The organism is Flavobacterium sp. AED (assembly GCF_000812945.1).
In the GTDB taxonomy this organism is placed as follows: domain Bacteria; phylum Bacteroidota; class Bacteroidia; order Flavobacteriales; family Flavobacteriaceae; genus Flavobacterium.
Genome location: NZ_JSYM01000001.1, coordinates 1,677,810 through 1,691,207 on the forward strand (window position 1 = coordinate 1,677,810; position 13,398 = coordinate 1,691,207).

13 protein-coding genes and 2 tRNA genes are annotated in these 13,398 nt (G+C 32.6%); 11 read left to right on the forward strand and 4 right to left on the reverse strand.

Translation table 11 applies throughout. The annotated features are described in order from the left end of the window. Nucleotides 1-64 precede the first annotated feature (64 nt). Nucleotides 65-787, forward strand: coding sequence for a murein L,D-transpeptidase catalytic domain family protein (locus OA85_RS07425; protein WP_039108891.1), 723 nt, complete (start codon nucleotides 65-67; stop codon nucleotides 785-787). Here the strand turns inward: OA85_RS07425 and OA85_RS07430 are convergent. Further along, a complete protein-coding gene (locus tag OA85_RS07430; RefSeq protein WP_231557086.1) occupies nucleotides 776-2,365 on the reverse strand; it encodes a murein L,D-transpeptidase in 1,590 nt (529 codons plus the stop codon). The genes OA85_RS07425 and OA85_RS07430 overlap by 12 nt on opposite strands. A gap of 591 nt (nucleotides 2,366-2,956) precedes the next feature. On the opposite strand from OA85_RS07430, the gene OA85_RS07435 reads away from it, so the two are divergent. Both OA85_RS07435 and OA85_RS07440 read left to right on the forward strand, forming a co-directional pair. Then, nucleotides 2,957-3,029, forward strand: a tRNA-Gly gene (locus OA85_RS07435). A gap of 48 nt (nucleotides 3,030-3,077) precedes the next feature. Then, nucleotides 3,078-3,150 (forward strand) — tRNA-Gly (locus OA85_RS07440). A 59-nt stretch (nucleotides 3,151-3,209) separates the two neighbouring features. Here OA85_RS07440 and pepE read toward each other — a convergent pair. Next, on the reverse strand, nucleotides 3,210-3,917 hold the full coding sequence (gene pepE, locus OA85_RS07445) for a dipeptidase PepE (RefSeq protein WP_039108892.1): 708 nt from the start codon (nucleotides 3,915-3,917) through the stop codon (nucleotides 3,210-3,212). Between the two features lie 168 nt (nucleotides 3,918-4,085). Here pepE and OA85_RS07450 point away from each other — a divergent pair, with 168 nt between their 5' ends. From OA85_RS07450 to OA85_RS07480, 7 genes are all read left to right on the forward strand, one after another. Beyond that, a complete protein-coding gene (locus OA85_RS07450; protein WP_039108893.1) occupies nucleotides 4,086-4,853 on the forward strand; it encodes a hypothetical protein in 768 nt (255 codons plus the stop codon). Continuing rightward, nucleotides 4,846-5,568 (forward strand): carboxypeptidase-like regulatory domain-containing protein, encoded by a 723-nt coding sequence (locus OA85_RS07455; RefSeq protein WP_082014128.1) that lies wholly within the window; start codon nucleotides 4,846-4,848, stop codon nucleotides 5,566-5,568. Before OA85_RS07450 ends, OA85_RS07455 begins: the two co-directional genes overlap by 8 nt. Then, nucleotides 5,558-6,310 (forward strand): hypothetical protein, encoded by a 753-nt coding sequence (locus OA85_RS07460; protein WP_039108897.1) that lies wholly within the window; start codon nucleotides 5,558-5,560, stop codon nucleotides 6,308-6,310. Before OA85_RS07455 ends, OA85_RS07460 begins: the two co-directional genes overlap by 11 nt. A gap of 82 nt (nucleotides 6,311-6,392) precedes the next feature. Continuing rightward, entirely contained in the window at nucleotides 6,393-6,896 is a 504-nt protein-coding gene (locus OA85_RS07465; protein ID WP_039108899.1) for a DUF6702 family protein, read from the forward strand. 64 nt (nucleotides 6,897-6,960) lie between these two features. After that, nucleotides 6,961-9,204, forward strand: a complete 2,244-nt coding sequence (locus OA85_RS07470; RefSeq protein WP_039108900.1) for a M1 family metallopeptidase — start codon at nucleotides 6,961-6,963, stop codon at nucleotides 9,202-9,204. A gap of 113 nt (nucleotides 9,205-9,317) precedes the next feature. After that, complete coding sequence (locus OA85_RS07475) at nucleotides 9,318-9,719, forward strand: twin-arginine translocase TatA/TatE family subunit (RefSeq protein WP_039108901.1); 402 nt, start codon at nucleotides 9,318-9,320, stop codon at nucleotides 9,717-9,719. Further along, nucleotides 9,719-10,282, forward strand: coding sequence for a phosphatase PAP2 family protein (locus OA85_RS07480; protein WP_039108902.1), 564 nt, complete (start codon nucleotides 9,719-9,721; stop codon nucleotides 10,280-10,282). The genes OA85_RS07475 and OA85_RS07480 overlap by 1 nt, the downstream gene beginning before the upstream one ends. 170 nt (nucleotides 10,283-10,452) lie before the next feature. Here OA85_RS07480 and OA85_RS07485 read toward each other — a convergent pair whose 3' ends face one another. Then, nucleotides 10,453-11,094 (reverse strand): O-methyltransferase, encoded by a 642-nt coding sequence (locus OA85_RS07485; RefSeq protein ID WP_039108903.1) that lies wholly within the window; start codon nucleotides 11,092-11,094, stop codon nucleotides 10,453-10,455. A gap of 81 nt (nucleotides 11,095-11,175) precedes the next feature. Between OA85_RS07485 and rlmN the strand changes: the two genes are divergently transcribed. Then, nucleotides 11,176-12,219, forward strand: coding sequence for a 23S rRNA (adenine(2503)-C(2))-methyltransferase RlmN (gene rlmN, locus OA85_RS07490; protein WP_039108904.1), 1,044 nt, complete (start codon nucleotides 11,176-11,178; stop codon nucleotides 12,217-12,219). 58 nt (nucleotides 12,220-12,277) lie between these two features. On the opposite strand, the gene OA85_RS07495 is transcribed toward rlmN, so the two are convergent. Beyond that, entirely contained in the window at nucleotides 12,278-13,159 is an 882-nt protein-coding gene (locus OA85_RS07495; protein ID WP_039108905.1) for a hypothetical protein, read from the reverse strand. Between the last annotated feature and the right edge of the window lie 239 nt (nucleotides 13,160-13,398).

Here is a 13,398-nt window from a genome sequence, read left to right on the forward strand (position 1 = left end):
TTTAATTCTTGTTTTTTGAAGTACGTTTGTAATCCCAAATTAGTTTATAACTTAAAGATATTCAATGATTTATAAGATATTTCCTGCTATTTTGTTTATGCTGGTTTCATTCACTCCAAGCAAAACAAGTTTTTCTGAGCCAAAGAGTATTAAATCAGTAGTTTATGCCAAAACGGTAAAATCTAGTGCTGAAGCTACTATTGAAATGGCATATAATAATTTGCATTCCAACGAATTTGCCTTACCTAAATTTGAAGGTTTTTCAGAAGCTTTAAAAGGGTATTATTTGTTGAAAGAAAAAGGATTCATTAAGAAAGATATTTTAACTTTAGTTGATTTTAGTTTATCATCCAATACCAAAAGGCTTTGGGTTATTAACCTGACAACAGGTGAAATCTTGTTCAATACGCTTGTTGCACATGGGAGAAATACTGGCGATGAATTTGCTTCTACTTTTTCAAATTCAGCCGAATCCTATAAAAGCAGTTTAGGTTTTTATGCAACTGGTGAAATCTATAGCGGTAAACATGGGATGTCACTAAAATTAGATGGTTTAGAAAAAGGAGTAAATGACAATGCAAGAGCAAGAGGCGTGGTTATGCATGCGGCTGAATATGTTTCTAATTCGTTTATTAAAAACAATCATAGATTAGGAAGAAGTCAAGGTTGTCCAGCTGTGCCAGTAGAATTGTCTAAAGATATAATCAATGCAATAAAAGACAAATCATGTTTCTTTATTTATCATCCATCAAGAGCATTTAAATTGGAATCAGAGTTAGTTTCTTAATTTATTGTATAAATCAACGTCAAGATTATAAATGTCATCTCTAAAAATTAATTTATTATTGTCACTCCAAGCAGTCCAATACAATAAATGAAAGGAAACATCTTTTTTTATTTTGACAAATTTTGTTTTTTCGTTTTGTAATGTAGTTGTGATTTTTTCTAAGTTCCAATTGACGGGGTCATTCAGTAAATATTCCGTTAATTCCAACGGATTATCAACCCTGACGCAACCTGAGCTCAACGAGCGATCAATTTTATCAAAATAATCCCTGTGATTTGTATCGTGTAAGTAAACAGAGAAACGATTTGGGAAAATAATTTTCACCATACCTAGAGAATTAAAAGTTCCCGGATTTTGTACATAGCGGTAACTTTTTGCTTGAGATAATTGCCATTCATAAGGACTTACTATTCTTCCGTCACTATCATATATCTTAATGTTTGAATTTATTAAATAGCTTCTGCTTTTTAAAATTGCTGGAATAACATCTTCTCTTAAAATAGTTGGTGGAACCGTCCATGTTGGATTAAAAACGACCTGAATTAATTTAGAACTTAGGATTGGAGTTTTTCTTTTAGCTCTTCCCACAATTACTCTGTGTGTTCTCAAAGTGTCTTTGTCTTTAACTAAAGTCAATCTGTAATCGGGAATGTTAATGATTACGTATTCTTTACCCATTTCTTTTGGATACCATTTCCAGCGCTCGAGATTGACAATAATTTGATGGATACGTTGTTCTTTTGAAAAATTTAGAGAAGCTATTGTTGCTTCTCTGATAATTTCGTCATGAGCTAAACCATGACGGGCTTGAAACCTTTTTACCGCCATTACGGTTTCTTCGTCATAAATTGGTGTCAAAGTGTCTTTAGGCAGTAAATCTTTCCAATAAATTAATCTTTTTTTGATGTCAATTATGGAACGATTAGTATCGTTTGGAGAAATTCTCTCGGTAATTTTTAAATTTTTGAAATTGTATTTAGGAAAACTTTGAATCAGTTTAAGCGCCTTTTTTAATCTTTTGTAAACAATGTGACTGGGTTTTAATTGTTCTATTTTATAGGCTAATGAGTCGCTTTTTAGTAATTGAGTGACAGTTTCGTTTAGATTAATATCGTTTTCTTTTAAATCCCAGTTTTTATATAGTCTTCTTGGGTTTAATGCCCCATTTGTTAGATGTGAAATGTATTTTTCAAGACTGGAAGTTAGTAAAATATCATATTTTGCTAAATCTATAGTATCTAGAGTTGCTGATTTTTTTTCAAATTCAAGTAGTTTTTTTACTTTATAATCCTCTGGATTTAATCCTTCTTCGTCAGATTTAAGAAGTTCTTCTAAAATTATTTTTCTCTTTTCGTCAGATTGCCAAACGGTTTTGTATTCAGTCGATTTGTAAAAATTGAAAAGCGTTTTATCGTTAAAAGAGGTTAGTAGAGTAGTGTCAATTCTAATTGATTTACTTTCAGGGATGACATAGGAATTTGGAATCTCTTTTTTCAAGATTACCTCGCTTTTCAGTTCTTCCTTTTTACAACTTATGACTGAATACAGCAATAATATTAGAAATAACTTATTCATCATTTATTTTTTTAAGCATGACAACGTGTTCTCGAACTTCTTTTATTTGTAAAAGCAATCCTTTTATTTGATAGCCTATTTTCTCATAGAAACAATTGGTTCTGTCCTAGCATTAAACCAAATTGAATTGCACTTTGTCTTTACTATATTTCCTATAACTGAGAATGAGTTTCTCGCTGAAACCTTTTTTTGAGATTGTTCTAAAACTCCCATTCCCCGAATTTGAAACTGTTTTTCACATCAAATAAATCGTTTTTTGTTTCTAATATTGAAATGATTCAATGAGATTATTCTTGTCAAACAAGCCAAAACGGGCGGTAGTCTCTAAATTGTTACCGTCGAAATGACAACAATCTATCGATTTATAAGCTTTGAGTACAGGATATCTTACCAAAAATGTCTCCAATGCAGAGATTTATTTGATGTTTTGGATTCTTTTTTTTTAGCCTAATAAAGGTATAATATTTTCATATTAAATTCTTTATGATTTATATCGGCTTTGTTAAAAAAGATTGTGGGGAGTGGTTTGTGATTTTTCAGAAAAAAAACTTGCATTGAAGCAGAATTATTATTTATATTTGCACCGTTGTTAATGCGAAAGTAGCTCAGTTGGTAGAGCTCCAGCCTTCCAAGCTGGTTGTCGCGAGTTCGAGCCTCGTCTTTCGCTCTAAAACCTCAAATTTTGGTTTGAGGTTTTTTATTTAAATTTTGTCATGCGAAAGTAGCTCAGTTGGTAGAGCTCCAGCCTTCCAAGCTGGTTGTCGCGAGTTCGAGCCTCGTCTTTCGCTCTTTAAAGCCGAAACTTAATTGTTTCGGCTTTTTTATTTAGTATAAATTCGTTTCTGTATTATTTTATAGAACTCAAATCGCTTCCGCTTTCTAATTCTTCCGCTATTTTGTTTTGTCTAAAAAGTCTCGCTGACAAATTCCCTCTTAAGATTGTTTTTTCGCCTTGAACCTCTAGCCAGCTTCCTTCTCGTAATCCTAAAACAGGAATGGTATTAAATGCATGAAATTCTTTGATTCGTGTTTCGCGCGTTTCACCCATATGTGTTGACTGCGAATCAGCATCTAAATAATGTGGATTCAAATTAAAAGGAATTAGTCCCAATGTTTGAAAACTCGGGGGATAAATAATAGGCATATCATTAGTGGTTTGCATCGTTAGTCCGCAGATGTTACTTCCTGCACTCGTTCCTAAGTAAGGAGTTCCTTTTTTAACGGTATCAGCGAGAACAGTCATGACTTTGTTTTTATACAATTGTGAAACCAGTAAAAAAGTATTACCGCCTCCGGTGAAAATTCCTTCTGCATTTTGAATAGCTTCTGCAGCATCTTCAAATTCATGAATTCCTTTTACGGTTTTGTTTATTTTGGCAAAAGCCAAAGCAACTTTTGATGTGTATTCCTCATGCGAAATGCCTCCAGAACGGGCATAGGGAATAAAAAGTATGGTTTTACAATTTAGAAAATGCAAGCTTAATCTAGGTAATAAGTAGTCTAAATAATCTCCATCATGTAGTATAGATGTACTGGCGATAATTATGTTTTTCATTGTGTTTTATTTTGAAATAGTAAGTGTTAAAGGTATAAAATTGTCTATTTTAATGTTATGTTTTGCGTTTTTTAATTAACATATTTTTACCAAGTCATTAGTAATTAATTTTGAAGAGAGTAAGATACTTTTACAATGTACCAATAATCGAAATTTGATTGTCATCTGATGAGTAGAGTTGTTTGCCTTTTTTTTATTTTAGTTGCTTCCAAAGCCTTTGCTCAAGAACCCGTTCCGGTAAAATTGAAGGGAAAAGTTATTGCTGACATGTCAGATCTGGAAGGAATTTATATTATAAATTTAAAAACTGAAAAAGCAGCAATTACTGAAAAAGGCGGTTATTTTACAATACCAGCTGTTCCAGGTGATACGCTGTTGTTTTCTGCTATGCAGTTCAAAGGTACTCAGGTGGTTTTAACACAAAAAACTTTTGAAAATGAATTGCTTTTTGTTAAAATGGAGCCTATCATGAATCAATTAAAAGAGGTTATTGTTAGAAGGGGTTTTGATAATATCAATGCGGTTTCTCTTGGTATAATTCCAAAAGGACAAAAATCATATACTGTAGCTGAACGTAAATTATATACCGCCACTGATCTTAATGCATCAGCAAGTTTGTCTGGAATGGCTGGTGGTTCAATTTCAGCTGATCCGTTGCTTAATTTTCTTTCCGGGAGAACACGCATGCTCAAAAAGCAATTGGAAGTAGAGAAAAAAGAATTTTATTTAAAGCAATTGGAAAATCTATTTGATATTGACCATTTTGTAAATAAATTAAAAATCCCTTCTGAATATGTAAAAGGATTTGAGTATTTTGCAGTTGAAAATATTAAATTCACCAGAATTTTGGATACAAAAAATAAAACTACTATTGAATTTTTATTGGGCGAATTAGCTACAAAATATAACGAAATATTAGCCAGTGAAAATGAATAATACGTTACTTCTTTTTTTATTTTTCGTCACTACTATTACTTTTGGGCAAGTTACTTTTGAAAAAGAAATTCGAGGGAAAATTAGTGCTGATACAATTGCAGTTGAAGGAATAAATATTGTCAATTCGTCAACTCAAAAAGCAACAACAACAGATAAGAATGGCTCTTTTTTACTATTTGTAAAAGAAGGGGATATTTTGATTTTTTCTGCTGTAAATCTTGTAACTTTACATAAGAGAATAAATAAACAGGATTTAATGCAGGATATTCTTAAGATTCAAATGACTCCTAAAAGCATTGAACTAAAGGAAGTTATTGTTAATGAAAATCCACAAATAACGTCTGAGAATTTAGGAATTATCCCTTATGGTCAAAAAAAATATACACCAGCAGAACGGAAATTATATACTGCAACTTCCGGTGGTGGGATTGATGGTTTATTAAACACAATTTCAGGCCGTAAGGCGATGCTTAAAAAAGAGATACTAGTTGAAGGGAAAGAACAATCCTTAAACCGGCTTGTTCCAATTTTTGATGATAAATATTATTCAGAAACTTTGAAAATACCGACTGATTATATCAAGGGGTTTCAATATTATTGCGTTGAAGATGCAAGTTTTACTGCGGCATTGAAATCTAAAAATAAAACGTTGATCATGTTTCTGATTGTTGGATTATCTGAAAACTATACTAAAATCATTACAAATGAAAAATAAAATCATAATATTGGTTTTGTGTTTGTGTTGGCAATTTTGTTTTAGTCAATTGACAAGAAAAACATTGTATGGTCAAGTCGTAAATGATTCTATTAAGTTAGAAAATGGGATTGTTTTTAATGTTAATTCTAAGACAGGAACAGTTATAAACCAACAAGGATATTTTAGTATTTTGGCAAAAGCCAAAGACACCTTAGTTTTTTCGGGTATAGCTTTTAAATCCAGAAAAGTAGTGCTTACTGGAAAAGATATGTCAACTGTATTGTTGAGAGTGAAACTGATTGCTTTTGTCAATCAATTGCCGGAAGTGGTAGTTTCAGGAAATAAAAAAATTAGTCCAATTTCAGAGGGTTCACAGGCAATTGTCGATAAGCAATATTTTGACGATGCAAAATCATCTCCAAAAAATAGAACGATGCCACCCGATGGAAGTATTGAAAACGGAGTAAACTTTGTTCGAGTTTATAAAGATGTCTTAAAGGCTTTGAGAAAAAACAATCCTGAAAAAACCGACTTTACTACTGATAAAAGTTTTACGGAACTTACAATGAATAAAGTTGGCTATTCCTTTTTTACTAATACATTAAAGTTAAATGATGATGAAATAGGTCTCTTTCTTATTTTTTGTGAAAATGATCCTAAATCAAAGCTATTTATGAAATCAGATAATGAATTTCAATTGATGGATTTCTTGGTTACAAAAAATAAAGAGTTTAAAAGAATTACTACTTTTGAAAAATGAAATCGCCATGATTCCAAAACATAAATTAAGATTGAAAATAGGCGATACCATTATTCCGATAAAAAACAAATAGAATCTTCGTATGAAAAAAACAATCTTATATTCTTTTATTGGAATTTTATTTCTGAGTTTAACTGCTTTTAGTGTTCATAAATTTTATATGGCGGTATATCAGGTAAATTATGCTCCCGAAAAAAAAATGCTCCAAATTACATCCCGTATTTTTGTTGATGATTTGAATAAAGCGTTAGAGAAAAAGTATAATAAAAAACTCAATTTAGGATCTGAAAAAGAATCACCTGAAGAAATTCTTTTGTTAAAGAAATATTTCTTGGAAAAATTCTCGGTAAAAGTAAATGGACAATCTAAAACAATCAATTTTCTAAGCAAAGAATTAGAAGGCGATGTGCTTGTATGTTATTGTAGTATAAAAGAAATTACCAAGATTAATTCGATTGAAATTGCAAACACAATTTTGATCGATTGGAATTCAGAACAGCAGAATATAACCCATGTTACAGTGCTGGGAGAGAAGAATAGTATTCTTTTTACTGATTCTAATAAAATCGGAATGTTAAAATATTGATATAATGCGAGAAATTTGTTAAAAATTATTATTTTCACGCACTCAAATAATTTGCATTCTACACATGAAAAAAATCACTTTATTATTCCTTTTTCCAGTAATTTTATTTGCTCAAGAAAAAGTACCTGTTGTAACTCCTAAACAACCAGGGAAGTATGACACGAACAAGTTTAGTCAAATGTATGATTTATTAGCTACGCCTAATATGTTTCGTACAGCATCTGGAGCTCCAGGACCAGCCTATTATCAGCAACAAGCTGATTATAAAATAGATGTGGAGTTAGATGATAGAAAAGCTAAATTAAGTGGCTCAGAAACGGTAACGTATTATAATAATTCTCCGGATAGTTTAGAATATTTATGGGTGCAATTAGACCAAAACCAAGCAGCCAAGAATTCACAATCTCCTTTGGCTGAAAGTGAAAAAATAGAACAGGTTTTACCTGCCGAAAAATTTGCAAATGAATATTTAAAGCAAGGATTAGAGCGTGGATTTAATATTGAATATGTAAAAGACGCCAAAGGAAATCCTTTGTCTTATACGATAAACCAAACCATGATGCGTATTAATCTGGTTACTCCTCTTAAACCAGGTGAAAAATTTATATTTTCAACAAAATGGTGGTACAATATCAATAACTACATCCAAGATGGAGGGCGTTCTGGTTATGAGCCATTCGAAAAAGAAGGAAATAAACTGTATGTAATTGCTCAGTTTTATCCTAGAATGGCAGTTTATAATGATGTCGAAGGTTGGCAAAATATGCAATTTTGGGGAGGTGGAGAATTTGCTTTACCTTTTGGAAATTTTGATGTCAATATTACTGTGCCTGCGGATCATGTTATGGATGCGACAGGGGAATTGATGAATAGAAGCGAAGTGTTTACGCCTGCGCAAGTTAAAAGATATGAACTGGCTCAAAAATCATTTGATAAACCAGTCGTTATTGTAACTCAAGCTGAGGCTGAAGCTGCTGAAAAAGGTTTTTCTGATAAGAAAAAAACATGGAAATTTAGCGCTAAAAATGTTAGAGATTTTGGTATAGCCACTTCAAGAAAGTTTATTTATGATGCTATGGCGGTACAATTGAGTAATAAAGTGGTAATGGCTGAATCTGTGTATCCTAAAGAAGCGAATCCGCTTTGGGGAGAAACTTCTACAAGAACAGTTGCACATACTTTAAAAAGTTATTCTTCTCATACTTTTGACTATCCTTATCCAAAAGCGGTATCTGTTTCAGCAGAAGATCAAGGAATGGAATATCCTATGATTTGTTGGAACTATGGGCGTCCAGATGAAAATGGAGTGACTAGCGAACGTACAAAAAATGGAATGATGGGAGTAGTTATACACGAAGTTGGACATAATTTCTTTCCTATGATTGTCAATTCTGATGAGCGTCAATGGACTTGGATGGACGAAGGATTAAATTCGTTTATGCAATATATGGCGGAACAAGAATTAGGAACTAATTTTCCGTCTAATCGCGGAATTCCTAGTAAAATTGTTCCTTACATGAGTGGAGACCAAAAATTATTGGAGCCAATTATGTCTAACTCAGAGAATATAATTCAATTTGGAAATAACGCTTATGGGAAACCGGCAGCAGGACTTAACATTTTGAGAGAAACCATTATGGGAAGAGAATTGTTTGACCATGCTTTCAAAGTATATGCAAATAGATGGAAATTCAAACACCCTACACCAGAAGATTTTTTTAGAACAATGGAAGATGCTTCGGCAGTAGATTTAGATTGGTTTTTTAGAGGTTGGTTTTACTCGACAGATTTTGTTGATATTGGAATAAATGAAGTAAAACAATATTATGTTTCTGAAACTCCAACAACAGAGTTGAAAGATGCTAAAGTGAGAAAAGGACGTTTTGGTTTAGATAAAGGACCATTTGTGTATTTAATTTCTGAAAAAAGTACGGAGTTGAATCCGGCATCTAAGAAAGCATTAAAAGTTGAGGAGGTAAAATTACTTTCGGATTACGTAGACCAAAAACTTACAGCCGAAGAGCGTGCGACTTTAAAAACACCTAAATACTTTTATGAAGTAGAATTTAATAAGCCGGGAGGAATGTTGATGCCTATTATTGTTGAAATTACTTATGAGGATGATTCTAAAGAAAATTTCAAATATCCAGCTCAAATTTGGAGAAAAAATAATGACACCGCTAAGAAAGTTTATGCAACTGAAAAAGCAATTAAAAAAATTCAGATTGACCCAAAATTGGAAACAGCTGATATAGATGTAACCAATAACAGTTGGCCAAAAACAGAAGTGAAATCGAAATTTGATTAAAGAAATAAAAAGAATAAAAAAAAGGCTCCAAAACGGAGTCTTTTTTTTATGAAAAATTTAAAATACTGCGATTCAAAAAATGATATATTTGTATTCAAGAAAAATCTAAAATTATGTTTGGTATAGGAGGAGGCGAATTAATTTTTATAATGTTTATTGTACTGATGCTTTTTGGTTCAGATAAAGTGCCTGAAATAGCGCGTACTATGGGAAAAGCGATGGCGCAGATAAAAAATGCAACAAACGATATAAAAAGCGAAATTCAAAAAGGAGCAGAGTCGAATGGTTTTGATACAAAAACATTAAGCGATTTAAGAGGAAGTATTTCATCAGAAATCAATAAAGCGAAGGAGAATCTATTAGGGGATGCAAGCTCATTGACTGATATGACCGGTAATATAACCTCAGAAATCAATAAAGCCAAAGACAATCTCTTAGGGGAGACTACGACTCACGTTGAAAAAATAAAAGAAGGAATTGACGATATTACGGGCCCAATAAAACGCCAAATGTAATGTTGGAAAAAATTCTGTCTCTTGATACCCAGTTATTTATTTATTTAAACAGCTTAGGTTCTGAAACCTATGATGGATTATGGCTTTCTATAACCAAACAAATCAATTGGATTCCGTTATTTTTATTATTGGCTTACTTGATTTTTAAAAAATTAGGAACAAAACAAACCTTATATTTATTGTTGTTTGTAGCTATTCTGATAACGATTACGGATCAAACTACCAATTTGTTTAAAAATGGATTTCAAAGGTTAAGACCTTGTAATAATCCGGATATCAATACTTTTATTCGAGTAGTGAAAAAGAGTAATTCTTTTAGTTTCTTTTCAGGACATGCGGCAAATTCTATGGCAGTTGCTGCTTTTTTATTCTTCAATTTTAAACACAAAATCAAATATTTTGGTTTCTTGTTTTTATGGCCTTTAATATTTGCTTACAGTCGCATCTATCTAGGTTTGCATTATCCATTAGATATTTTAACAGGCTATTTTTTCGGATTTGTTTTTGGCTTCTTAATGTTTAAGATATATAAAGTAGCACAACGAAAATATTTCCCACAATAAAAAAGGTAGTAGATTTTGGAGCTATTTCCTGCTATTCGCTCGTATCTTTACTTGCTTAAAGAACGCAAGTAAAGGATACCGCTTCTATCAGGGCTAGGGCATTAGTTTCCAAAAGGCAATTTTTGAATTGACATAATTTGATCAAAGTTATTGCAACTGACATCTTAAATCTAAAGAACTCGACTCACAGTCAATCCATCGCGAATAGGTAATAAAACTGTTTCTACTCGGGGATCATTTGCCAGTAATTTATTGTATTCCAATAATACTTTTGTACTCAAATCTTTTGGATTCAATGGTTCAAGAACTTTACCGCTCCACAATACATTATCGGATAAGATAATTCCGCCTTTATTCATTTTTGGAACAATCAATTCAAAATAGTTGAGGTAATTGTCTTTGTCCGCATCAATGAAAACTAAATCAAATTTTATATCGAGCGTTGGAATAATAGTAGTTGCTTCTCCCAAATGCTGAAAAATTTGTTTTCCCCAAGGTGATTTATCAAAATGTTTGCGCTGAAAATCTACCAATTCTTCTTTAATATCAATTGTATGTAGGGTCCCGTTTTCCTGCATTCCTTCACATAAACACAACGCCGAATAACCGGTGTAAGTTCCAATTTCAAGAATAGTCACCGGCCGAATTAATTTCGATAGCATACTCAAAACGCGACCTTGGAAATGTCCACTCAACATTCTTGGTAATAAGATTTTTTGGTATGTTTCTTTATTCAAAGCCGCTAATAATTGAGGCTCTTTTTCGGAATGTTGCTCGATATAATCTTCTAATTCTTGGGAAATGAAATGCATTTTTTGATTTTTTTTCAATAGAAGGCAAAGTTATCAAATTATCAAATCAACAAATCAACAAATTGTCATTAAATTTGCACCATGCAAATCGATAAAAAAGACATACGAGCCTTATCAAAAGAACAATTACGTGATTTTTTTGTGGCTAATAACGACAAAGCCTTTCGTGGAAATCAAGTCTATGAATGGTTGTGGAGCAAAGGCGCACATAGTTTTGAAGATATGACTAATGTTTCTAAGGGAACACGTACTATGCTTGAAGCTAACTTTGTTATCAATCATATCAAAGTAGATACCATGCAACGCAGTGAAGACGGAACCGTCAAAAATGCAGTTCGTTTACATGATGGGTTAGTGGTGGAATCTGTCTTGATTCCTACTAATACACGAACTACAGCTTGTGTTTCCAGTCAGGTGGGTTGTAGTTTGGATTGTAATTTTTGCGCGACAGCGCGATTAAAAAGAATGCGAAATTTGGAACCAGCCGAAATTTATGATCAGGTTATTGCCATCGATAAAGAAAGTCGTTTGTATTACAATCATCCGTTGTCCAATATTGTTTTTATGGGAATGGGAGAGCCGCTCATGAATTACAATAATGTGTTGAAAGCAATAGAAATGATAACTTCTCCAGAAGGTTTAGGAATGTCTCCTAAACGTATTATGGTTTCGACTTCGGGAGTTCCTAAAATGATTAAAAAACTAGCTGATGATGATGTGAAATTCAAACTGGCTGTTTCTTTACATTCTGCAATTGATGAGATTCGTTCTCGAATAATGCCTTTTAGCGAAAATTTCCCTTTGGCAGATTTACGGGAATCATTAGAATATTGGTACCGAAAAACCAAAAGTAAAATCTCTTACGAATATGTGGTTTGGAAAGATATCAATGATAACAAAGCTTCAATTGATGCCTTAGTAAAATTCTGTAAATATGTTCCTTGTAAAGTCAATCTGATAGAATACAACCCAATTGATGACGGGGAATTCCAACAAGCCTCAGAAGAATCGATTAATGCCTACATCAAAGCACTTGAAGCCAGCGGTATTGTTGTGAAAGTACGCCGTAGCCGCGGAAAAGATATAGATGCTGCCTGTGGTCAACTGGCAAATAAAGAAGCATAAAAAAAGGAGTTCAATGTGAACTCCTTTTTTTGGTTTTAATGTCTATGGGTAAGTCTTTTTAATTACCTAAAGTAATTTGAGTTGCAGTCCCACCATCAATGGATAGCATGGCTAAATTATCACAATCACCTGTTCCATAATCAATTGTTGCATAATGGGAATTTTTTGAAAGTTTTAGTATTCCGGATACAGGAAATGGCATAGGGATTTGTATTAGACTACAAGCCGTTTTATGAACTAATGGAGTCGTTGATTCTATTAAAGAAGTAAAAATAGTCCCATTTGGGTGTGTTGTTGTAAATGTACCGTAAGTTGAATATAAATCATCCGTTGGGCTTAAACGTGTTAAAAATCCAGCAGTCATTTCTCTTATGCGATCTCCATTACGGGTGTAAACTCCAGCTGTAGTGGTTAGCGTCATACCAGTCATGGTAAATGTAGTTTTTGGATGTAAATTGTCTCCAGTACCTAGCATTTCTCTTTTCCAAGTTGATGTTCCTTCTAATTTATTTTCATTTACATAAAAATTATGGTAAGTAACAGTTATGATCTTAGGAAAAGTAGTTCCAACAGTACGGGTTAAAATAATTTGCCCTTTTAGAGAATGCCCTCTAAAGATACAGGCAGAAGTTTCAGTTCCAAAGGTAATAGTCAAGACTCTAACAGAAGATGTTGACCCTAAATCACTAACTGATGCGCAGCTAGGTAATAAGGAATGATAATTCTCAGTACTTTTTCCAGTTGTGGAACCTTCACTTACTTCGTACTGATTATCAGTGATAAGAGATACATCGTCGATGGCATTATCCATCTTCTGGGTTGCAGTGACATCGTTGCTGGTAACTTTAGCTTCCGCAGTTGTAGAATTAGAGTCTTGCGAACAGCTTGTGAATGCAAGAATGCTCAAAGTCATTCCAAATAATAGAATTTTCTTTTTCATAATAAATAGGTTTTAGGTTAAAGCTTTGATTTGTAAAAGAATAAAAGGTTTAATTGGGGCTCAATTAGACTATAAAAATACAAAAGTTTACTTAGAAAAATTATTGTTTCATAAATTTAGTTCTATTGGAGAGCTATTTATAAAGACAGAGAACAGTGAGTCAAATGGGTTTTAAAATGGGAAGTGATTAAAAAAACATATAACTACAGGAAATAGATAAAGGTTTTTATTTAAAATAG